The organism is Alkalimonas amylolytica, assembly GCF_900107845.1.
Classification (GTDB): domain Bacteria; phylum Pseudomonadota; class Gammaproteobacteria; order Enterobacterales; family Alteromonadaceae; genus Alkalimonas; species Alkalimonas amylolytica.
This window is the reverse complement of record NZ_FNRM01000010.1, coordinates 24,765-46,690: the sequence shown is the minus strand read 5'-3', so window position 1 is coordinate 46,690 and position 21,926 is coordinate 24,765. Positions and strand designations below refer to the sequence as shown.

The 21,926-nt window shown below is 51.6% G+C and carries 22 protein-coding genes and 2 pseudogenes; 9 read left to right on the top strand and 15 right to left on the bottom strand.

Features of this window, described 5'->3' with window-relative positions; translation table 11 throughout:
• Positions 1 to 73: 73 nt before the first annotated feature.
• From BLW37_RS16110 to BLW37_RS16095, 4 genes and pseudogenes are all read right to left on the bottom strand, one after another.
• Positions 74 to 937, bottom strand: a complete 864-nt coding sequence (locus tag BLW37_RS16110) for an Abi family protein (RefSeq protein ID WP_091344779.1) — start codon at positions 935 to 937, stop codon at positions 74 to 76.
• Between the two features lie 31 nt (positions 938 to 968).
• A pseudogene (locus tag BLW37_RS16105) lies at positions 969 to 1,308 on the bottom strand (TrlF family ATPase); the annotation flags it as partial.
• A gap of 64 nt (positions 1,309 to 1,372) precedes the next feature.
• The gene (locus tag BLW37_RS16100; protein ID WP_091344776.1) at positions 1,373 to 3,247 is read right to left on the bottom strand and encodes a hypothetical protein; all 1,875 of its coding nucleotides are present in this window, start codon (positions 3,245 to 3,247) and stop codon (positions 1,373 to 1,375) included.
• A 186-nt stretch (positions 3,248 to 3,433) separates the two neighbouring features.
• Entirely contained in the window at positions 3,434 to 4,123 is a 690-nt protein-coding gene (locus tag BLW37_RS16095) for a hypothetical protein (protein WP_091344774.1), read from the bottom strand.
• A gap of 160 nt (positions 4,124 to 4,283) precedes the next feature.
• On the opposite strand from BLW37_RS16095, the gene BLW37_RS16090 reads away from it, so the two are divergent.
• A complete protein-coding gene (locus tag BLW37_RS16090) occupies positions 4,284 to 5,453 on the top strand; it encodes a helix-turn-helix transcriptional regulator (RefSeq protein WP_091344772.1) in 1,170 nt (389 codons plus the stop codon).
• Here BLW37_RS16090 and BLW37_RS16085 read toward each other — a convergent pair.
• The 5 genes and pseudogenes from BLW37_RS16085 to BLW37_RS16070 all read right to left on the bottom strand — a co-directional run bounded on the left by BLW37_RS16085 (position 5,450) and on the right by BLW37_RS16070 (position 11,539).
• On the bottom strand, positions 5,450 to 5,995 hold the full coding sequence (locus tag BLW37_RS16085; protein WP_091344769.1) for a histidine phosphatase family protein: 546 nt from the start codon (positions 5,993 to 5,995) through the stop codon (positions 5,450 to 5,452). The genes BLW37_RS16090 and BLW37_RS16085 overlap by 4 nt on opposite strands.
• Positions 5,996 to 6,051: 56 nt before the next feature.
• Positions 6,052 to 6,414, bottom strand: a complete 363-nt coding sequence (locus tag BLW37_RS18830) for a nuclear transport factor 2 family protein (protein ID WP_216351834.1) — start codon at positions 6,412 to 6,414, stop codon at positions 6,052 to 6,054.
• Positions 6,400 to 6,852, bottom strand: a pseudogene (locus BLW37_RS18825) (GNAT family N-acetyltransferase); the annotation flags it as partial. The gene BLW37_RS18830 and the pseudogene BLW37_RS18825, both read right to left, overlap by 15 nt.
• A gap of 144 nt (positions 6,853 to 6,996) precedes the next feature.
• Entirely contained in the window at positions 6,997 to 9,831 is a 2,835-nt protein-coding gene (locus BLW37_RS16075; RefSeq protein ID WP_171907652.1) for a ligand-binding sensor domain-containing diguanylate cyclase, read from the bottom strand.
• A 106-nt stretch (positions 9,832 to 9,937) separates the two neighbouring features.
• A complete protein-coding gene (locus BLW37_RS16070) occupies positions 9,938 to 11,539 on the bottom strand; it encodes a SulP family inorganic anion transporter (RefSeq protein WP_091344765.1) in 1,602 nt (533 codons plus the stop codon).
• A gap of 209 nt (positions 11,540 to 11,748) precedes the next feature.
• On the opposite strand from BLW37_RS16070, the gene BLW37_RS16065 reads away from it, so the two are divergent.
• Positions 11,749 to 12,195 (top strand): methyltransferase family protein, encoded by a 447-nt coding sequence (locus BLW37_RS16065; protein WP_091344763.1) that lies wholly within the window; start codon positions 11,749 to 11,751, stop codon positions 12,193 to 12,195.
• Here BLW37_RS16065 and BLW37_RS16060 read toward each other — a convergent pair.
• Positions 12,192 to 12,713: a DUF1569 domain-containing protein gene (locus BLW37_RS16060; RefSeq protein ID WP_091344761.1), complete on the bottom strand. Its 522-nt coding sequence runs from the start codon at positions 12,711 to 12,713 to the stop codon at positions 12,192 to 12,194. The genes BLW37_RS16065 and BLW37_RS16060 overlap by 4 nt on opposite strands.
• 135 nt (positions 12,714 to 12,848) lie before the next feature.
• Here BLW37_RS16060 and BLW37_RS16055 point away from each other — a divergent pair, with 135 nt between their 5' ends.
• From BLW37_RS16055 to BLW37_RS16045, 3 genes are all read left to right on the top strand, one after another.
• A complete protein-coding gene (locus BLW37_RS16055) occupies positions 12,849 to 13,589 on the top strand; it encodes a substrate-binding periplasmic protein (RefSeq protein ID WP_091344759.1) in 741 nt (246 codons plus the stop codon).
• Between the two features lie 82 nt (positions 13,590 to 13,671).
• Complete coding sequence (locus BLW37_RS16050) at positions 13,672 to 14,658, top strand: hydrolase (RefSeq protein ID WP_091344752.1); 987 nt, start codon at positions 13,672 to 13,674, stop codon at positions 14,656 to 14,658.
• Positions 14,655 to 14,876 carry a YheU family protein gene (locus BLW37_RS16045; RefSeq protein ID WP_091344750.1) on the top strand — a complete coding sequence of 74 codons (222 nt, stop codon included), beginning with the start codon at positions 14,655 to 14,657 and terminating at the stop codon, positions 14,874 to 14,876. The genes BLW37_RS16050 and BLW37_RS16045 overlap by 4 nt, the downstream gene beginning before the upstream one ends.
• A 36-nt stretch (positions 14,877 to 14,912) precedes the next feature.
• On the opposite strand, the gene BLW37_RS16040 is transcribed toward BLW37_RS16045, so the two are convergent.
• The 4 genes from BLW37_RS16040 to BLW37_RS16025 all read right to left on the bottom strand — a co-directional run bounded on the left by BLW37_RS16040 (position 14,913) and on the right by BLW37_RS16025 (position 17,181).
• Positions 14,913 to 15,284: a DUF6746 family protein gene (locus tag BLW37_RS16040; RefSeq protein WP_091344749.1), complete on the bottom strand. Its 372-nt coding sequence runs from the start codon at positions 15,282 to 15,284 to the stop codon at positions 14,913 to 14,915.
• Positions 15,285 to 15,497: 213 nt separating this feature from the next.
• Positions 15,498 to 15,815, bottom strand: coding sequence for a hypothetical protein (locus BLW37_RS16035; protein WP_091344747.1), 318 nt, complete (start codon positions 15,813 to 15,815; stop codon positions 15,498 to 15,500).
• A complete protein-coding gene (locus BLW37_RS16030) occupies positions 15,808 to 16,494 on the bottom strand; it encodes a PspA/IM30 family protein (protein ID WP_091344745.1) in 687 nt (228 codons plus the stop codon). The genes BLW37_RS16035 and BLW37_RS16030 overlap by 8 nt, the downstream gene beginning before the upstream one ends.
• 273 nt (positions 16,495 to 16,767) lie before the next feature.
• Positions 16,768 to 17,181, bottom strand: coding sequence for a DsrE family protein (locus BLW37_RS16025; protein ID WP_091344880.1), 414 nt, complete (start codon positions 17,179 to 17,181; stop codon positions 16,768 to 16,770).
• Positions 17,182 to 17,524: 343 nt separating this feature from the next.
• Between BLW37_RS16025 and BLW37_RS16020 the strand changes: the two genes are divergently transcribed.
• The 4 genes from BLW37_RS16020 to BLW37_RS16005 all read left to right on the top strand — a co-directional run bounded on the left by BLW37_RS16020 (position 17,525) and on the right by BLW37_RS16005 (position 20,846).
• Positions 17,525 to 17,716: a YgaP family membrane protein gene (locus tag BLW37_RS16020; protein WP_091344744.1), complete on the top strand. Its 192-nt coding sequence runs from the start codon at positions 17,525 to 17,527 to the stop codon at positions 17,714 to 17,716.
• Positions 17,713 to 18,051: a hypothetical protein gene (locus tag BLW37_RS16015; RefSeq protein ID WP_091344743.1), complete on the top strand. Its 339-nt coding sequence runs from the start codon at positions 17,713 to 17,715 to the stop codon at positions 18,049 to 18,051. The genes BLW37_RS16020 and BLW37_RS16015 overlap by 4 nt, the downstream gene beginning before the upstream one ends.
• Positions 18,052 to 18,228: 177 nt before the next feature.
• Positions 18,229 to 19,440, top strand: coding sequence for an EAL and HDOD domain-containing protein (locus BLW37_RS16010; RefSeq protein ID WP_091344742.1), 1,212 nt, complete (start codon positions 18,229 to 18,231; stop codon positions 19,438 to 19,440).
• A 149-nt stretch (positions 19,441 to 19,589) separates the two neighbouring features.
• Positions 19,590 to 20,846, top strand: coding sequence for a cyclic di-GMP phosphodiesterase (locus tag BLW37_RS16005; protein ID WP_091344740.1), 1,257 nt, complete (start codon positions 19,590 to 19,592; stop codon positions 20,844 to 20,846).
• A 45-nt stretch (positions 20,847 to 20,891) separates the two neighbouring features.
• On the opposite strand, the gene BLW37_RS16000 is transcribed toward BLW37_RS16005, so the two are convergent.
• Positions 20,892 to 21,821 (bottom strand): chemotaxis protein CheV, encoded by a 930-nt coding sequence (locus BLW37_RS16000; protein WP_091344739.1) that lies wholly within the window; start codon positions 21,819 to 21,821, stop codon positions 20,892 to 20,894.
• Positions 21,822 to 21,926 lie beyond the last annotated feature (105 nt).

Below are 21,926 nucleotides of genomic sequence, written 5' to 3'. Positions count from 1 at the left end.
ACATAGAATCACCTAGGTTCTACTATTAGAACCAATATGACCGACGCCTCTGCATTTATGTACGCGTCGGTTCTCATTTCTGAAATTGACTCAGCCATTCAACAGCCCCCTCAACGACACCAAGGTCTTGCAATGTTAACATGCCATTTCTAGAGCTTGGGAAGTCGTTTATCAGTGCAATCAGTCGTTGTGTCCAGCTTGAGTTAGGGCAAATAACAGCGAGTAGTTTCGCCATGATGGCAAAGTACATAAAAGGGCGGCTATGGTGCGCTGACACGTTACGCACAAAGTTCAAACTCTTAAGCCATTTTGCCAGCTGAGCGCCGTCCGCAAGCCCATACTTTTGGGCCACCTGATTTTTATCTGTAAACTGCATGCCTTCAAATAACCGGGACAGTAGTCCGAAGTCCCATACTTCAATCGCTACCCATATTGGTAAACAGCCGTCATACTTCTCGCGGTGATGAGCAATAAAAGGCTCCCGTCGCGCTCGTTTCAACATAGTATCGTATTTTTCCAGCCATACCTGATGCTCAGTCTTGCCTTTGTTTGGCCCTTTTATTATCGCTTTTTTGGCAAAATTACCATGCAAGCAATCCGGGTTCAGGTGTGCACAGGGATCTTTCTCCCCTAACCGATGGGCAATGTCCACCCGAAGTGCCATTTCAATTCGTTCCAATGCATCCAGCGCCAGTAGACGTAGCTTTTTATCAAACACATACAACTTAACCACATCTTCAAAATGGCTTTCTGGCATAAAGTGATCAAAGCGCACGGGTCGGTGTTCTTGTAGTGATGTTTCAGTGTCGATAACGCGAAGGGGGTACCAATAGCCGCTTAGCCGGTAATAACCAATACGTGCAAGGTAATTAAGCGCTGCTGGTTCATTATCAACCAGCAAACCACGGGATTTTAGAATAGCTAATTGGTCGGTCATTGACCGCCATGGTTTTAAGTCTGGCACAGGTTTATTTACCCCCTCCTTGCTCAAAAGTAGTATTTTTACGACGAAGGCAAAAAACCTCTTCCGTGCTTTCCATGGTATCGAGCACTACAGCTGTAACTTCAGACTTATCTACCCCATACCGCTCTTGGGACGCCTTTCCCATCTTTTGCTTCACTGGCGTACACAAATTCAGCGTCACTGTTTACTGGAAAATTAGCGTTATGAGCCGCTAAGATAATTTGTCGGCTGGATTTTACTTTACGATGCATCGGAATCACTTCGTTGAACACAAAGTTTAAATCCAGCTCATCTCCTGGCTGGTCAATAACCAAAGGTCCGCCTTGTTGTGCCAGAAACAATGCATGCGTCAATGATGCTTAAAAGTACTGTGCTAAAACAGATTGCGCGACTCTTCGAGTTCCCGCATCAAATACTCTTTGCGATTAAATCAGCTTTTAGTAACCCGCCCTTTGTCAGCAAACGAGCGGAGAAATTTGGTTTGCGTTTACTCCGATAAGCATCATAAATTTGCTTTAGTCCGTCCGCTGTGAGTAAAGAGATATTCACTTCGGTATCCATCTCCGCTGACTCAATAAAATCCTGCGAAAAACTTGGGGCAATAATCAGCACCTGTGCAACACTTTTTCCCTGATTTTCGCATCGTTTAACATAGGCCTTTATCTGCCGTGAAGTGCTGGAGTATTTTGCAAAATCACCATTCTTGCAGGTTTTGGCCTCACCAATAATAATATCGTCATCGCTGATGGACAGGATAATATCGGCTTTATCTTTAGCCGTATTTATCGACTTGCGAAGCTCTTCATCCACATTCAAATCCATCTGCTCGAGAATAGTTTTGGTAGCCTCCTCAAATTTCAGACCAAGATCTGCCTCAGAGACATCAATACCGGATTCTTTAAGCCCCATCAGATCACGTCGAGCTAAAGCAGCAAAATTTTCAATCAATTTATCATTTGCACTGGCGAATACATCAAGCAGATGAAATCTTGGGTTACCCTTTTTAGGAAGATTCATCGTATCCCGCAAATCTCTCATTTCATCATTATTAATTAAATAAAGCAGGTCATGTGGGGTGATGCTCAGAGCGCGTAACCGCTCGACATTAATTTCCTCGGTATCTTCCAGCTCAAACTCTCTTTTGAGACGTTGTGAAAGTGACTCTTGGCGGCCATCAGGGTCCTTGCCGTGGAAGTTTTCCTCCAGCGCATCGAACATTTCTTTATAGCCTGTTGCACTCATGGCATTAAATTCGCGCTCAGTAGCTGAATTTAAGCTCTCCAAAATTACGTTAATCCGCTCATCAACTGTTTGTCCTATTCGCTCAGCGTCAATATCCAGATCGGTGATCAGTTGCTTCAAACGCTCTTTGCGTTTATTTTGACTTTCATTTTCATCGTACAAATCCCGTCCCAGCATATCTCGTACAGAAATACCGGAATGCATGATGGTTGAAATTCTCTCGCTGCGGGAAACCCCACGAATTCGCTTACCATAACTTTTAAGAATGTTGGCAAGTTCAGCGTCGGACAGCACCCGTAATATCCTTAGCAAATGCTTATCCGCCAACTCTTTATGCTGAATTTGATTAAGTATGGCAACGACTTCGTCAGGAATCAGTACTTCTGAGCGTTTCCGGTTGATAAAAATCACCCCCATCTCGCGTAGGTCCTGCAAACAATTTTCGACTGTTTCCTTCCCTGCTTTTATCGGATCAGACAAATGCTCAATAGCTACGACTTCATCGTGAGAAATTTTCAGGTGCTGTGCGAGGACATTGAGAATACTTCGTTCATCATCAGAGATATTGGCTTGTCTGTTTGTTTTGAGATCGTTGGAATATGCAATTTTGAGGCAGTCATTAAAAATTTTAAGTCGATGTTCACGACAGTAGTTATCCGCTATACAGCTGTTTATCTCTTGCTGTATTTGCCTCGAAAGCGAGTCCAGCACCTCCCACTCCCGACTATATAATTGCTCTAGCCAGCTGATTCGAGCAACGCCGTTACCGTCACGGCTCAATATATTCACTAACAGAGCCATAGATGCATCGCATAGTGTCAATCTTTCTTCTATCGCTACTTTGTAGTGCTCAGCAACAGCAGCAAAAAGTAATGAAATTTCGCTTCCGGATGCATCTTTGATTTGGCGATTGACCTTATTCAAAGTTTTGTCGATTGTGGCGTCGTAGGCAGCTGCATTGCTACATAATTTGTCTAGGCAGGTAATAAATTTTGATTTTTCAATTTGATTTAGTGCAGACAGAACTTGATTCAATTTCATTGGACGTCCCTTTCTTATTGTTTTGGCATTGCTAACAACGGCAACTATTAGACTGGTTGTAATTCAACCAGAAAAATACTTATACCCAATCTAGAACATAAGTTGCTGTTTCGCAATTCAAAACAAGACAAAGGTTAATCACCCGATTTACTTTAGTGCTTCAAAACTCTCTGCTACGCATGGTTACTACTGCACATCACCAACCACCTGATGCTTGCTTCTTAGTAACAGCACTCCCAACCAGCTAAACCAGATAAGTTGCAACAGGCCAAACATGTCTTTTAAATAGGGCACGGTATGCAGCACGGTGAGGATCCCCAGGCAGCCTATCAGCAACCCCAGTAAGTGCAAGGCTTTCGGTAGCCATTGTTGTTTAAGGCCAGCCAAGCTAAGCAGCAACACCCATAGCCCACCGACCAGCTCAATACCGCCTCCAAGGGCATGGGTGATAAGCCAGAAGCTATGGTACAGCGCTTGTGCCTGCACCGGGTCGATGCTGACCAGGTGTATAAGTCGGTCCAGCCCTATCAGGTAGGTCATGCCGCTGGCCATCATCAGCGTGACCCAGATCCAGCCAAAGCGGTCTGCCAAGCCGGCCAGGGCAGATTGTTTATCCGGCATTGCCTGCTGCAATGCCTGCAAACTGATGGCTAACAAGATCCCAAACACCAGATAACCAAGGCTGTAACTGATGGCAAACAGCAGCCGACCTTGCTGCAAAAATTCTATCCGCCCCAGGGTATCCAGCCCTGGCGGAACGGAGATCAGCCCAAAGAAAATGATAAACATACTGAGATAGCACAACGCCATCCCAAGGGCGGCAACACCACCGATCCGTACTGTGCTGTTTGAAGGGGCTGAAGGGGTCGCTTGCATGCTTTGCTCCTGGTATTGAACGCTGTTTTACCGTCCTACCATAAAGCCATTTCGCTGTGATGTCGTCCGGGACGATAAGCGCGGACAGTTTTTTACTATTGGCGCCCCAGAAAAGGCCGTACACTAACGGCTACAAACAACGAACAAAAAGCAAGCATCGATGACGGAATTAAGTCTGGCCGCTGCAGCACTGGGTGTGCTGGGATTTACCCTGCATTTGCTGATACTGCGGCTACCACAGCAGCATTATTTATCGCCATTAGTGCTTGCCTTAGGAGCACTGGCGGTGATCTTAACTGGCCCGCTGATTTTTCAGCTCGCGCCTGACTTCATCTTCCTGTACATCGCGGCTTTGCCAGTGGCTTTTTTTGCCGTGCCCCCCAGCCTGTACCTGTATGCCAGAGCGCTAAGCACCCGCACTGCATGGCGCTGGCAGTGGCACCATAGCACCAGCTACTGGAGCCAACTGGTTGCGATACCGCTGGCACTGCTGATTTACACCCTGCCCGAAGCGGAGCAACAGGCGCTGTTTTTCGCCGATTCCGCCTCACTGCAAGGCCAGTCACTGCTCACCGCTATCGCATTCTTAGCAGCCACTTTGCTTTGGCTGGGGCTTAGTCTGTTGTATCTGCTCCGCATCACCATGCAATTACGGCGCTATCGAAAGCAGCTCAGACAGGTGTTTGCCACTGATAGGGGAAAACACCTGCATTGGCTCGATGGTCTGATCATCTCGCTACTCCTAAGCTGGGGTTACGCTGTGCTGGTATTGATGGCTGGTGAGCGGCTGGCATCGCCCTGGGTCAGCGATAGCGGTGTGCTGCTGTTGGCACTGATACTGGTGTGGTTACTCTGTTATTGTGGTCTGCAGCAACAGCCGGGTTTTGCCGAAGTGTTCAGTATGGTGGAGACCAGCGAACCTGGTGACGCAGAAGCGGCAGGAACCAAGCCCGTCGATGCCGTTAAATACCAGCGTTCGGCGTTAGGTGAGGCGCAAACAGAGCGGATAGCGAACAAGCTGCAGCAGGCGGTGTACCAGCAACAGCTGTACCTGGACCCTGCGCTGACCTTGTACAAACTGGCAGAGCATATTGGTGTGTCGCCGCAGTATTTGTCGCAGACACTCAACCAGGCTCTGCAGCAATCGTTCTATGACTACATCAATGACGCCCGCATAGCCGCAGCAAAGCAGCAATTGCAGCACAGCAATGACAGCGTGCTTACCATTGCCATGACGGTTGGTTTTAACGCCCGCTCGTCTTTTTACAAAGCCTTTAAAGCCAGCACTGGCCTTACCCCGGCGCAGTATCGGGCGCAGGTAGCTAACTAATCAGGCTGCACCCGTGCCAGCACAGTAATAGGTTCGGTCAGCGGTAAGGCCAGCAGTAAGCCTTCGCCGGAGGCGGGAAAAATACCAGTCAGAGCGGTGATATTGACCTGATGACTGATCAGCACTGTGGGGGTGCTAAAGGGAGCCTGCGCCAGAAAGACTTTCAATGCGCTGGTTTGTGCCTGCCGATCACCTCGGCCAGCAAAAAATGAATTCAGCAGTGGCAAGGGCTCAACCGCTGAAAGCGCCATCAGCTGACCGGTTTCAAGGCTGCGGCACCACTCACTGCTAAAAATCTGCACATCGGCAGCTGTTTTTTGCTGCAGCAAATGCCCCCAGGCCTGGGCCTGCTGACGACCGCGCGCATTCAGATTGCGCTGGGTGCTGCAGTCTTGCAGCACAAAGCCGGCCGGGTCGCCGGTACCTGGCGCTAACGCATGGCGCATGATTAAAACGGCGTTGCCATAACGCCAGGCTTGCCATGCCAGTTCATCCGCCGTCAGGCTAAATGGCAACAAAAATAATAGTATCCAGGGTTTCACGTAAGGCCCCCAACATCATCCCACCGAGGCAATACGTCACAGGGGGCCAAAAGGATTTAGCTGGCCGGATAAAACCAGGCGCTTTTAATCAGGCCAGCTTCGACTTCGTACACCACGGCCACTTCGGATGGCGTGTCGCTTAGGCCATGCACCCGCTCGTGATCAATCACCTTGTTGCCTACCACCATACGGCTAAGCACCTCGGCGCGAAGCGCTGGCAGGGTAAAGCGCTCACTGGCATAGAACTGCCGCAGCGCAGCCAGACCCTGCAGCGCCGGGGAACTTGCCGGCATGCGGTAAATGGCGATATCCGGGTGGTAACAACGGCAAAAAGCGGCTAAGTCTTTGGCATTGTAAGCATCCAGCTGACGCTGCACCGGCTCACGCACATCGGGCGCCGCCAGCAGGCTTTTGACCATAAAGCAACTGTTTTCATCGTCCTGGTAATCGGCAAAAGGGCCGCAAAACACAAAGCCAGCGCTTTGGTACAAGCTACGGGCTGGCTTGAAAAAATCCATCGAGCCGGTTTCAAGGTAAAGGGTATCGATCCCCAAAGCGGCTGCCTCGGCCAGCACATGCTGCAGCAAAGCCCGGCCAATGCCCTTGCCACGCACCTTCGGATCGGTGCGCATCGATTTAATCTCGCCGATGCCGGCACTGTGCTGCTTTAAAGCCACGCAGCCCAGCAACGCATCGTTTTCCCAGCCAGTCCAAAAGCGGATATCCGGTGCTTTGAGTTTGCTCAAGTCCAGCGCATGCACGCTCTCTGCCGGTGAGGTGGCGTACATATCGGCCAGATGGCCCTGCAGCAGTGCAATGACGGCCGAGGACTCGAGGGGATCAAGAATGATGTTCATAAAAACAGATGTGGATTGAGGGTGCATCATCATAGCAGCAAGTCGCGCCGTTAAAAAAGCATGCCTTTGACTGCCACACAACATTTGGCTGAGCGGCTACCCATCTGTTTAACGACTAACGACGTGGTATGGTTTGCTGGCGCATCAGGTTGTTTTGTCTTCCTGATACATGCACCAAGCGTGATGCCCGGTTTTACTTTGATACATGGCACTATCGGCTTGCTTTAGTAAGGTTTTTGCCGAAACTGGCTGGCCGGGTGAAAACAGGGCAACACCAATGCTGCAAGATACATCGATCTGCTGCGCTGAGTAGTGCACACCGGGTGTGTTTAAAGCACTGCTGAGCCGCTCAATGGCTTTGCACAGTTCTTCATCGCTGTTGATTCGATCCAATATCAGCACAAACTCATCCCCGCCCAACCTGGCAGCAAAGTCCGAAGAGCGGCTGGCTTGCTGCAACTTGATTGCAGTTTCAACCAGCAGTTGATCGCCAGCATCATGGCCATGGGTATCATTCAGTTCTTTAAACTTGTTCAGATCAAAGTACATCAGCGCCAGTTGGTGCTGGTATTTTCGAGCCAGTTGCAGCCGCCGTTCCAGCTCTTTATTGAAGAAACGCCGATTGGCCAGTTTGGTTAAATTATCGTGATTGGCGATGTATGACAGTTTACGGTTTCGCTGTAGCTGCACAAAAGCACTGTAGCTGATTAGGAAAAACACCACCAGCAGGTAACTGAGCTTGGCTTGCCAGGTTTGCCACCAGGGCGGGATCACATCCAGTTGGATCCGCTTGCTAGCAGGGTTCCAGATACCATCTGCATTGGTTGTGCGCACCTCCAGTTCATACTGGCCGTACGGTAACTGGCTTAAACTCAGCTGGTTGCCGGCCATGGCACGCCAGCTGTTCATTAACGGCGGCAGCCGGTATTGGTATTGAATGCGCTCGGGGCTGAGAAACTCCAAAGCGGCAAACTCAAAAGCGTAATAACTCTGTTCCGGCTGAATGGTCAACTGCTCAATAAAAGCCGGCAGGCTCTGCGCCATCACCTGCACCGATGTCAGATGCAGCCTAGGGAATTCGACATCGGCAGCCAACTGCTCTGGCGCAAACAACAGCAGCCCCTGATTACCACCAAACGCCAGCTGACTTGCGCCCGAACGGCTCACCGCATTGGCATGAAACTCCATATCCAGCCAGTGCAGATGACGGGATAGTGCCGTAATCGTCAAGGTTTCCGGCTCAATACGGCTCAAAGTTCTCATGCCGGTTAGCCAGATATCGCCGTTTTCGGCTTTGGCCAGGCCGCGCAACTGATTCTCTGCCAGTCCCTGCTCTACCGTCAGATGGTGTTGCAATTGCCATTGCTGTTGCACTTGTTGCCAGCCTAGCACAAACAGACCGTGATCCTGCGTCGCCAGCCACAGCCTGTCTTCCTCCAGCAGCAGGCTGGTGATATGGCGCTGCTGCAGCTCTGTGATCCCAAGTTGTTCAGCCAGCTCAACCGCTTCCTGTTGGTGCAGATGCCATAAGCCACGCGAACTGGCCAGCAGGTACCCCTGCTCCACAGGCTGGATATCCGTGATGTAGCCGCGGGCGATCGGAGGATGCTCCAACTGGAGCTCACGGCTTGCCAGATCCATGACGGCAAAACCACCGTCATAAAAGCCAATGAGCAATTGCTGTTGATCCTGTCGCAGGCTATACACTTCCCGCCCTGCTATCAGCACTTCAACCTGAGCGCTGTCGGGGTCAAAACCAAGCAATCCGGCATTGGTGCCCAGCAGCACCTGATCTTGCCATGGCAGCAAACTCCAGATCACCGTGCGTGGCAAAGCATCCGGCTCACTGGAAGCCGGGAAAGTGCGCAGCTGTTGGCTGCGCACATCAAAATGATTCAAACCACTTTCCGTGCCAAACCAGACGCTCTGCTCAGTCGCTGCCACCGACCACACATGCTTATTGGTAATATTCTGATATTCCCCCAGATGGATGATGGCGGCATCAACCGGATTCGCCACCGCCAGGCCATTGGTGGTAGCGACCCATAAGTGCTCGGCTTGATCAAACAGCAACTGGCTGATGTTGTTATGAGGCATGCTGTATTGGATCTGGGGATGATGGCTGTAATGGCGAATGCTAAGATCCTGCAACGATAAAACCGCTATACCATCGTAAAAGTAGCCAAGCCAGAGCTCATTGTTGCGAAGCGCCAACGACCAAATGCTGTTGGAAAGCAGGCCGTCATCGGTAAGCAGTTGCCGCTCCAGCTGTCGGCTGGCCGTATTAAAGATCAGCAAGCCATCCCGCTGTGTGGCCAGAAAAAGCCGCTCCCCCAGCAACAGGCCATCAAACAACCGCTGATGCTGCACATCGAAGCCCGGCATGGCCGTTAAATCAATTGGTTCTGGCTGGCTTTCTGCCTGCCTGGCGTAGAGCCCCTGCTTGGTGCCAATCCAGAGCGTATTTCCTTGCTCCGTAAGAAACTTCACTTCCACATCAGGCAGGATCAGTTCAAAATCACCGATGGGATCAACCAACCGATACAAGCCCGCATCCGTTCCCACCCAGAGCTGCTGCTCACTATCCTGGTACAGGGTTAATACCGTAGCGTCGGGCTTGGGTAAGGGTTGCAGGCTGAAATGGCCTGTCACTTCATCAAACAGATACAAGCCTTTTTCAGACCCTACCCAGAAGCGCTGCTGTTGGTCCTGCAGCAATACCAGAATATCGTTGCTGCCAAGGCCACTGTGGGCAGACAATTGATAATGCACAAAGCGTAAGCCGTCAAAGCGCGCCACGCCGCCTTTGGTTCCTAACCAGATAAAACCATCCTGGTGTTGACTGATGGTATTGATGTAGGCAGAAGGCAACCCATCCCGGACCGATAAGCGGCGAAAATGCAGTTGCTCAGCATCAAGCTGGTAACTGGCGGCAAGGCCAGCAGCAGGGGATGTACACAGCGCCAAGATAATCAACAACTTAATCATATGCTTTGGCAGTAATCGGCAGGTAATCTCAGCCTAGCAAATGCTCAGGAAATATACAAAGTAAAGTGCGATCATTCCTCTTTAGAGGTACAGGCTGTTACCGGCCATCGCTGGCGTTGCAGCAATCCTGCAGCACCTGTTCAACAGAAGTACAGAGCGTCTGCTCGGTAAAGACATTACTTTGCAGCCCCAACAAACGCTGACGCAGCGCTTCATCATCCAGCAGCAAGCGCGGCCGCAGCTTTTTTTGCTGCAGTTTTTGCAGCATGTCTTCAATGGCAAAGACAGCAGTGAGATCCATGTAATCCACCCCGCGACAATCCAGCACTATGTCTCTGGTTTGCATTACCTGGTCAACCTTATCCATCCGATCCAGCATCTGCGCCATCGAGCCAAAAAACAGCGGGCCGCTTAGGCGCACCAGCCGCACACCGGGGTGTTCGGGGTCATTCGGTACATCCAGCAGCTCGTCGTCTTCCAGATGAATATGGGCGGTTTTGGCCATGCGCCAGGTCACCAACCCCATGGCCAGCACCACCCCAACCCCAACGGCTATCACCAGATCCACCAGCACCGTCAGCGCAAAGACACTGAGCATAATGACTACTTCTGGCCTGGGCGTGCCCTGTATCCGCTTGAGTAGCCGGTAATCCAGAATATCGATGCCTACCTTCACCAAAATGCCAGCCAGAACCGCCAGCGGGATCTGAGCCGCCAGTGGCGCCAGCCCCAGCAGCAAGGCCAGTAAAAACACTGCATGCACCATGCCACTGACCCGGGTGCGGCCACCGGCATTCACATTGACCACAGTACGCATGGTGGCACCGGCACCGGGCAAGCCACCGATAAAAGCACACAGCATATTGCCAAGGCCCTGACCAATCAGTTCTTTATTAGGTTGATGCCGGGTGCGGGTGATGGAGTCTGCCACTAACGAGGTCAGTAAGCTGTCGATGGTTCCAAGCAGCGCCAGCGTTAAGCCCAGGGTAAAGATCAGGCTCCATTGCGCCAGGCTAAATTGCGGCAGATGAAACTCCGGCAAACCCGTTGGGATCTCGCCAATCACCGGTACCTGCCAGCCCAGCAGTACAGCAGCCAGGGTGCAAAGACAAAGCGCCAGCAAAGGCGATGGCAAATAGCGGCTAATGCGCATTGGGGTAAACCAGACAATGGCAAAGGTCATTAAACCCAGCACCAGTGCATGCCAATTTAGTTCTGCCAGCGTATCTGGAAGCCTGGCCAGTGCCTGCAGCGGTGAAGGGGATGGTGAGGCGCCAAGCAAGGGAGCGAGCTGCAACAAAATAATAATCACCCCAATGCCGCTCATAAAGCCGGAAATAACCGGATAGGGAATGTAGCGCACCAGGCCGCCAATTTTTAGCAACCCAAAGATAATTTGCAGCATACCGCCCAGCAGCACCACCGCCAGTGCCATTTGAAAGCTGCCACCTAAAGCCGCTATAGCCGCTGCAAACACCACCGTCATCGGCCCGGTTGGGCCGGAAATCTGCACCCTGGTGCCACCAAAAAGCGCGGCCACTAAGCCCAAGGCAATGGCACCATACAGACCTGCCGCCGCCCCAGCGCCAGAAGCAACCCCAAAAGCCAGTGCCAATGGCAGTGCTACGATGCCGGCAGTCAGGCCACCAAAGAGATCACCACGCAAGGTGGCGGCAGAATAGGAGTTAGGTGCTGCCATGAAATCGTCTTGTTGTTGTTATTTTCAACAGACTTTGCAGATAATTGCAGCAAAGCCACGGTAAAGTGTGGCTAAGTTACCGTTTTCAGGCTCCGATAACAAGGCGGATCAGTTTGGTCTGTGCCAGCAAAGACTGCTCTGCAAGCTTTTATTTGACGGGAGCAAGACCAGACTTGCTATGCTTAGCAAAACACTCAGGTGCCCCTGCTATGGAAAAGAAAGTCCCTCCGCTGCTGTTGTTTGTGATCTTTGCCGGGCTGATTTGGCTCACAGCCAACTGGCCGGCTCCCTGGCCATTGTGGTTCAGTCAGTTGCTGGCGGTCTTGCTGCTGTTGGATGGCGTGATTTTCTGCGGCTGGGCGTTTTGGCAGTTTCGACGCGCCAAAACCACCGTTGACCCGCGCTACCCGGAGCGCACTGCAAAGCTGGTGACTGGAGGGGTATTCCAGTTTAGCCGCAACCCGATGTATCTGGGCTTTTTATTGCTGCTGATTGCGCTTTGCTTCTGGTTGCATAGCCTGAGCGGCTTTTTGTGGTTACCGGCTTTTGTGCTCTGGCTGCATTACTGGCAAATAATGCCTGAAGAGCGGGCACTGGCCGAGCGCTTCGGCGATAGCTGGTGGCACTACTGTCAGCAAACCCGGCGCTGGCTTTAACGTAGCAGCGCGATTTCTTGCAAATGATCTTTTAAATGCAGCCAATGCGCATTGTAATACTGTGCCTTGCTGAGACGGCCATAGGCAAAATGCGGTGCCAGTGCGCCCTGCCAGCGGATAAACTGCTCCAGCTCTATCACCAGCTCTGCTTGAGCCACGTCAATCGGTACCGATTTGCGTAACTCTGGCGCTCCGGGCAGAGGTTCATGCAGTGGGTGCTGCATCTTACCGGCCGCACTAAAGGCGGCCAGTGCCGTCGAGCCGACCGTCAGCTGAAACAAGCGGGAGCGCTGCTCCGGATAACCAATACGCGAATAACGCACACTCTGGGCACAGTGCTGAAAGATTTCACTGACACTCCAGTCGCCGAGTTGGGTCAATTGCCCGGCCGGCCATTGCTGCAGCTGGCTGGTCAGCTCATGCAAAGGCGGTCGGCGTAGCATGGCACCAACATGGGCTCCCGCCCAGAGTGCGACCGGCGTAGCAGCCACCAGACCTAAAAAGGCTCTGCGTTTCATGACTCATTCTGCTCTACTTAGTCTCTTGACTTCATCTTAACGCCATTTTCCTGTCAGATCGAATACTGGTTGTACCTTGCTGAAGGACAGTACTGTGCTGTATGCTTGTTAACAAATAGGGCAAGGAGAGAAACTATGCGTTGGTGGTGGTGGTTTACCTGCTTTAGTGCCGCCTTGTGGGCAGAGCCTGTACCCGATGAGATCAGGTTGTATACCGAGCATCTCCCTCCCTACAGCTATCTGAATGGCGATACTGTAGATGGCATCAATGTCGAATTGATGCGCTTGCTGTGTCAACGTACTGAGCTCAACTGCCGGATTGAACTGCTACCCTGGCGCCGCGCCTTTGACAATGCGCAGCAACAACCCTACAGCGGTGTGTTTTCCACTTCCCGCACCGAAGAGCGTGAGTCGCTGTTTCAATGGGTAGGGCCTATTGCCTCGGATTGGGGGTATTTATTTCGCCTCAAAGGCCGTAACGACGTCAACCCGACCAACCTGGAAGAAGCCAAAGCCTATCGACTGGCGGTAGCGCGTGGCGATGTCTATGAAAGTTATTTCAAACGCCATGGTTTTGAGTATGGTGTCAATATGCTGGACTTTACCACCAAGCCGGAGCCGGTGCCCTTGTTTCTGGCCAAACGGGTCGATTTATTGGTTGGCTCGCCCCGCTCAGTCCGAAGCTGGCTGCAACAGTACGGTGCACCAGAGGACAGCGCAGAGGCCTTATTTAAGTTGCGCAATGTAGGCGACAATTACCTGGCACTGCACCCCGGCTTTCCGGCTGAACTGACCGCCCGACTGCAGCAAGAGCTGGAACTGCTGCGCGCTCAGGGCGTGATTCAAGCCCTGATCGAGCAGTATACTCACGAGTAACACTTCCTTTAGTCGCAGCATTCACCGAAAATAAAGTACACTCTGTTTTTTTTATACTAACGACTGCAGTACGAGGCGAACCTTGACCACACGCCCCCTTTTCCAACCGGCCTGGTGGCTACCCGGCGGGCATTTACAAACGCTGGCGGCCAAATACCTGCACCCACGCTATCAAGGCAGCCTAAGCAGTGAGTGGCTGCCGCTGGCGGATGGCGATGAGTTGGAGCTGTGCTGGAGTCAAAACTTGAACGCCGATTACCAGGGGCCCTTGGTGGTGCTGTTGCATGGCCTGGCCGGTAACCGGCACAGTCATTACGTGCAAGGCATGTTTGCTGCGTTTGAACGTCTGAACTGGCCAGTCGTACTGCTGCATTTTCGCGGCTGTGGTAGCCGGCCCAATCAGTTGCCACGCGCTTATCATTCGGGTGATACCGATGATCTGCGCTATCTGTTGGCTCAATTGCAGCAACGCTTTCCAGGTGTACAACTGCTGGCCGTAGGTTTTTCGCTGGGTGGCAATGTCCTGATGAAGTTCTGCGGGGAAGAAGGCAACAATAACCCGTTGACAGCTGCAGTTGCCGTCTGCGCTCCACTGGCTCTGGCTAGCAGCGCCAAACGAATCAATCAAGGCTTTAGCAAGCTGTATCAGCGCTACCTGCTGCGCCAGCTGAAGCAAAGCGCGCTGCAAAAGCTGCAACGCTTTGATGACTTCCCTATTCCACTCACGCACCAGACCGTAAAGCGTATGCATAGCATTGAAGCCTTCGATAATGGCTTTACCGCACCTTTGCATGGCTTTTTGGATGCCGCCGATTACTATCGGCAGGCCAGTGGCCGGCAGTTTTTACCGGCGATCCGGGTGCCCAGCCTGATTATCCATGCCAAAGACGATCCTTTTCTAGCCCCTGACGTGGTGCCACACCAGGCAGAGCTACCGGACTTGGTACGGCATGAGACCTGGCCTTCAGGCGGCCATGTTGGCTTTGTCAGTGGCCGCAACCCATTGAAGCCGGTGTTCTGGCTGAACCAGCGGATCCCACTATTTTTCCAAGAGGTACTGCAACGGTGATTATTCCCTGGCAACAGCTTGAGGCAGAGACGCTGAACAATTTGATTGAATACTATGTATTGCGCGAAGGTACCGATTATGGCGAGCAGGAAATATCGCTAGCGCAAAAAGTAGCGCAAGTCCGTGCACAACTGCGCTCCGGCGAGGTCGTACTGGTGTTTTCTGAGCTGCATGAAACCGTCAATCTGATGTCTAAACAGCAGTTTAACGAGCAGTAAGGGCAGCTGAGCTGCCCCTGCTGTGATGGCTGTGATTTAAGGCACCAGCTTACGTGCGGTGTCGAGATAAACCTGACCCCGGGCTTTCACCTTAGCGGCATCGCTGTATTCGGACGCGACATGCACTTCTTCCAGCACCTCGGCAAGTATGGCCAACTCGGCCTGCATTTTCTCCAGCGCGTTTTCCAGGGTGTAAGTCATTTGATGCACTTCGTGCAGCTGAGTCGGAGTGAGTGACCCCAATGCCACCAGCTCGGCCAGTTTGGCATTGTAGACAGAAAAATTTTGCACGGCTTCAGTCAGTGTATTGGCTGGTAGACCTTCAAAATGATCGGGGCGGTCGGAGTGGGCCATAGCCGCTGTAGATAAGCTAAGTAGTACGGTGCATACAAATGTTTTGAGTCGCATTCTCAATCCTCATTGCTATCGATTCGGTTGCTTGAGGTCGCTGACATTGTCTTGCAAGTGAGTGTGATGTGCCACTCATCAAAATACAGTCACTCTGTCGGTGCTGTTGATCGTCAGTATATACCCAACTGACCTCAAGATGCGAGCATCAGTGCCGCTGGGCGGGGTGAATAAGAGCCAGACCAGCGCTGTGGCTGGTCTGTTTGGCGGGGTTCAGGCCAACCGGCGTGGTGAGCGGCTGCTCACCAGCCAGACCAGCGCCAGCAGCAACAGCAAAGGCCAAAGGACGCTAAAGCCAACCACCAGCAGCACGATTCCTGCCAGCACCACCCCCAGCAGCAGGCTGTTCAACAGCACAGCTCCCAGCAAGTAAGCAAGGCCAGCCAGACAGAGCACCACCACGGCGGCGATCAACACATCAAAAATCATCACCACCCCGCCGACCAGGACAGCGCCGACAAAGGCCAGCAACGCTGGCCCAAGCCAGACAATAGCTACCAGCAATGCAAAAACAATCAATACATTACGCATGGCTTGTCTCCTTATGCGGCTGTTTTTGTTTCAGTGCCACCAGCGCCTGCTCAATGGCTTCTTGCTGCTCCAGGCTCTGAAATTGTTGTTTCAGCGACGTGCTGCTGGCCGAACGCCCCAGATCCATCGCTTCCAGCTGAGCTTCTAAGCCATCGATTTTTTGCTCGTAACGCTCGAATTTATGCATGGCCTCGGTGATTTTGTCTTGATGCTGCTTGCTTTGCACCTGCATCCGCACCTCAGTGCAATCTGCCCGGCGTTGTGTTTGGTGATAGCGCTGCCGCGCTTCATTCAGCTTGCTTTGCAAACGGCTGATATCGCCTTCAATATCGGCCAGCAACGACTGACTTTGCGTGTCTTCCTGCTGCACGCTGCTGCGCTTTTCTTCCGCCGCCAACCGCTCAGCCAGTGCCGCCCGCGCCAGATCTTCTTTATCGTGCGCTAAAGCCCGTTCGGCTTTTTGCTGCCAGTCCGTAACCGCCGCATCCAGCTGCTGCAGCTGGCGTTGCAATTGTTTGCGCTCAGCAATGTGCTCAGCCGCTAAGGTACGCAGCTCGGCCAAAGAGTCCTCCATTTGCTGCACCAGCAAACGCAGCATTTTTTCAGGCTGCTCGGCTTTATCCAGCAGGGCGTGCAGATTGGCGTTGATAATATCGGTAAAACGGTTCAATGCATTCATGGGATTTTCCTTGTGTCTTTGCCAGCTGTACTGGCTTGAAATAAGCGATTACACGAAAGCTATTTCAAGAGCTGTGCCAGAACACCTAAAAACACAAAAAGAGCCTTATTATCATAAACTTAATGCAACGCCAATCCACAGAAAAGCCCACAGCAGCAGGCTTACATAACGGAGTCGTTAGCAAAATTGACCAGAAAGTGGTGAAATCTGACATAATGTCAGGTATGAAAGCGAACCGCACCTTGCTTCAGACTTAGAAGGTCCGCCAGTGATTTAAAAGCTAAACACCTTCACCGCCGGGTTCAACATTTTCTCTGCAATACGCGGTGGTTGCGCTGCTGTCACGCCTTCAAGCAGGGCGTCTGCCGTGGCAGGCTTGTTGGGTAAGTAAAGCGCGCATACCTCGACACTGGCGCCACCAGCCATTAATTGCTGCAGCAACTGAGCGGGGGTGACGTCTCTTGGCTTTAACGTCGGGCTTTCATGGCCTTTGAGGGCTAAATCGCCGGCACCATCACACAGTAGGACCGAGACATTGGCACCTTGCTGTTGCATCTGGCCGGCCAGCACCATCGCCATGCCCTGAGTTTGCAGTGATGAGCTGGTCAGGTAAACAAAGACATCGTTATCGGCGTGAGCGGCTGTGCTGACAACAGCAGCACAAGCCAGGGTTTGCCATAGTTTCATTGGTCGTTCTCCTTCGTGGTTTTCATAGTCGTTTTCACAGCGGTTTTCGTCGTGGTTTGCATCGTGATGCACTGTGTCGTTGTGATTTAATTTTTTGAGGCTTCTGATGTCGGGGCTATCCAGGCCACCCCGGCAGGCACCCGGTAACTCCAGGGCAAGCCGGAATTGCGCCAGCCATCCAAGGCACATGGTTAAAGCATACACCCATTACATTAATTTTTTCTTATTAAAGCCTGCGACATAGTGTCGCAGATCAAAGTAAAGCTGTTTTTTACACTAGTACTTCGCTCGTTTTGCAGCTAACCTTTAATTAAGATTAACCTAATAAAATGATGGTGTGGCTATGAAAACCAACGTAGGTGGACTGGATAAAACATTACGCATGCTGGTGGGCATTGTGCTGATTGCTTTGGCTGCCACAGGCGTGGTCGGTGTTTGGGGTTGGGTAGGTGTGGTACCGCTACTGACCGGCTTACTCAATACATGCCCGGCCTACAGCCTGCTCGGCATCTCAACCTGCAAGCCCAAAGCATGACCAGTCAGACACTGCAGCTATTTGACTCTTTGGTGTTACTGGCTGTGCGCTACGCCATGGCGGACACAGGGAGCGCCAGCTTGGCTCAGGTACAACAAGCAATGGCGTATCTGCAACCCCCTGGCGCAGAACCAGATGAGATCGGCACCGCTCTGCAACGGTTGCAAAGCGCCAGCTTAATCACCGTCAGTGATCAGCAGTATCGGTTCAACGAACTGGCCGAGCGTTATTGGCACCAAAGTGGCGCTGATAAAGTCTGCGGTGTACGAGTGCAGTGGCAACGTTTGCACCAGCAATTGCAGGGGTTTGAACTTGGATCCCAGGAGGTTTTATGAGCACATCTCCCATTCAGCCACTGCGGCGCAAGTTGCTGCTTGGGTTAGCGGCATCACTGTACAGCTGGTTGTTGTGCAAAAGCTGGCTACGAACCCGGACATTTTGATTTAGCTTGTACTTACATGATGTCAGGCTACACTTTTAAGTGAGCTTGTTGCAGTTAGTGGAGTCTGCCCTTGTACGCTTACATTGCCCGCCAGCCGATCTACGATAACACCAAAGCACTGTATGGCTACGAGCTACTATTTCGCGATGGCGAACAAAACAGCTTCCCCAATATTGATGGCGACGAAGCCACCTCACGGCTATTAACCGAGCATCACTTGCTGGTCGGCGTGGAGCATATTGCAGCTGGCAAGCTGGCCTTTATTAACTTTTCGGCTGAAACCCTGATCCATCACTTTCCTACCTCGATCGATCCCGCTACTACAGTGATTGAAATTCTGGAGACGGTACCAATCAGTATGGAATTGCTGCAAGCCTGCAAAGCCCTGCACGGTATGGGTTATGCACTGGCACTGGATGACCACGACTTTGATCCCAAGTGGGACATCTTTTTGCCTTACACCCGCTACCTAAAAGTGGATGTACAACAATTTAATCTGCTACAAATCAGTAAGTTCATTCAACGTATCAAACATCATCCGGTGACCTTATTGGCCGAGCGGGTAGAGACCGCTGAGCAGTTTGATAAATTAAAACTGATGGGGTTTACCTTGTTTCAGGGTTACCTGTTTGCCCGTCCGGAAATGATGAAGCATCGCCAGCTAAGTAGCAACAAGCTCAACCTGCTGGAGCTGATTGGCGAAGCTTGCGCCGAGCAACTGGACTTTGACCGACTGAGCTCGATTGTCGAGCGCGATGTCGCGCTTTCCTTTAAATTGCTGCGTTTTATCAACAACTCCGCCTATGCCAAAGAGCAAAGCATTCAATCGCTGAAGCTTGCCATGGTTTATATGGGCGAAGCTGAGTTAAAAAAATTCATTGCCTTGTTGGCACTGGCTAACCTGGCAAACGGTGAAGAGGATGCCCGCATCATTCAATCACTGGTGCGGGCCCGTTTTTGCGATCAACTGGCCAGGCTTTGCCAGTATCCGACCAATCCACCTACCGCTTTTTTGACCGGGCTGTTTTCCAAAGTGGATGAGTTGGTAGAAATGCCCATGGCTCAGGTGTTAAGTCAGCTCCCACTGCCTGCCAGTATTCGTCAGGCACTGTCCGAACGCAGTGGTCGTCTCGGCCATATCTTAGCGCTCATCGAAACCTATGAAGCTGCAGACTGGGTACAGGCAGAAAAACTGGCCAGTAAACTGCCATCTCATGCCGATCTGGCCATGCAGTATCACGATGCTGTGCAATGGGCTCAGGGGATTTTACAACCCAAATAATGATCCAGCGCATGCCAGTTCATCCCCTGTCAACCTACACTATGCGATGGCAGCTGATCGACAGAGATGTTTGGGCGTATACCAAACAAAATGCGAATGGCAGATGAGTTTAAGGGTCCATCAACAACGCGATTAAACAGGAAACGCAAGTGCCAGAAAAACTAAGCCCCACAAAACTTCGTGTTGGTCATGCCATTAAGCTGCCTCTTAGCTGGTTGCAACATCCCTTTATGTCCAACAAGCTGGTGATAGAAAATCAGCATCAAATTCGTATCATCCAGTCACTAAAGCTGGAGTATGTTTATCTATACCCAGATAAAAGCCTGGCAGCCCCTCCTGAGCCAAAGCCAGCTTCGAATGAAGAGGTACTGCGGCAGATTGATGAAGCTGCCGAATATCGTGCCACCTTACAGCAAAAAAAATCGGCGCGTATCGAGGCCTCCAAAATGCGACGGCGCTCGATTCAAAAAACCGAGAAAGCATTTAACCAATCGTTTAAACAATTACATAGCCTGATGAAAAAGCTCGGCAGCCAGCCTGTCACGGCCATTGAAGAAGCCAGTCAACTGACAGCGCAAATGGCCGAACTGATTGCCCGCCCCGATGCGCTATCGCTGCATATGATTGCCACAGCGCAAAAAGATCAAGAAAACCTGTACTACCATGCGCTGAATGTCTCGACTTTATCGATGATGCTGGCGAAAAACCTGCAACTGACCGAGCAACAGATCCAGCTGGTGGGCTTTGGCGCTTTGTTTCACGATATTGGCAAACTGCGTCTGCCAAGCCAAATAATGCGCAAACAACAGCCACTGACAAAACCCGAGCAAAACCTGTTGAACCTACATACTCAGTATGGTGCCGAGCTGGCCGAGCGGTTGTCGGTGTTTCCATCTGAGGCGATCCCAATACTCATGCAGCACCATGAGTACGCAGATGGCAGTGGTTTCCCTCGAGGCCTGAAAGAACAGGATATAGACCCACTGGCAAAAATTGTGATGGTGGCAAATACCTTCGATAACTTATGCCATCCGGGACCAGGCCAGGCAACGCGCTCACCACATACCGCTTTATCGTACATGTACCGGAAGATGCGCCAGCAATTGCCGGAGACCGAATTAAAACTGCTGATTAAACAAATGGGCGTATATCCGCCTGGCACCTTGGTTCAGCTCAGTGACGACAGAATCGGTATGGTGATCACCGTGAACAGCGACGCGCTGCTGCAACCTAATATTATGGTGTATGAAGCGGATATTCCCAGGCTTGAAGCCCCAATCCTGACGCTGACTGAAGACGATTTGGCCATTGAAAAAGTGCTAAAACCGCAGCAGTTGCCTGCCCAAGTACTGGACTACCTGAACCCCTGCGCTCAGATCAGCTACCACGTTCAAGGCAAACAATAGGGGCGCATGAATGCGCCCCTATTGTTTCATGAGTTGAGCTTAAAACTAACTATCGGCTTTCATCCAGTGTTCAACGGCCGAAGCCAGTTCATCCGGGTGGAACTTGGCAATAAACTGGTCAGCACCAACTTTTTTTACCATGGCCTCGTTAAAAACCCCGCTAAGCGATGAGTGCAGCACCACATGCATGTTGCGTAAATCCGGGTTGGCTTTCACCTGAGCCGTGAGGGTGTAACCATCCATCTCCGGCATTTCGATATCTGAAATCAACAAGGGTACCTTTTTCGAGATATCGCCACCCAGCTCTTTGGCTTTTTTCTCCAGCCACTGCAGCGCCTGCCTGCCATCATTGACCAGCTCGATATTCACACCGATCGAAGTGAGCGCCCGTTTGACCTGACCACGGGCCACCGCCGAGTCATCGGCCACCAACACCACCAAATCCGCCAGATTCATCTGAGCCGCTTCTTTTTTCAGGCTTTCGCTAACTTCCTCATCCGGCGGCGAAATCTCAGCGAACACTTTCTCCACATCAATCACCTGCACCAGGCGATCATCCACCTTGGTCACGGCGGTCAGGTAATGATTTCGGCCAGCCCCTTTCGGCGGTGGGCTGATTTGCTCCCAATTGATGTTGACAATGCGATCGACCCCACCCACTAAGAAGCCCTGAGTGGTTCTGTTGTATTCGGTCACCAAAATAAAGGCTTTTTTCAAATCCTGGATAGCCGGTCCGCCGGTGGCCTGGCTCAAATCAATCACCGTAATGGCCTCTCCCCGCAAATGGGCAATACCACGCACATGGGGTGAAGCTCCGGGCATTTCGGTGAGTTGAGGACACTGCAACACTTCCCGAACTTTAAACACATTAATCCCATACGGCTGCTCACCGTTCAGCCGGAAAATCAGCAGCTCCAACCGGTTTTGCCCGACCAGGTTGGTGCGCTGATCCACCGATGCCATAAATTTACTCATGAGAACTCCATCATTCGGGCTGGTTGTTATCAGTATAACTGAACTTTCGTAACTGGCACTGTTTCAGATCATGCTTAAGTGTAGTCTGCCTTTCAACCTTTTACC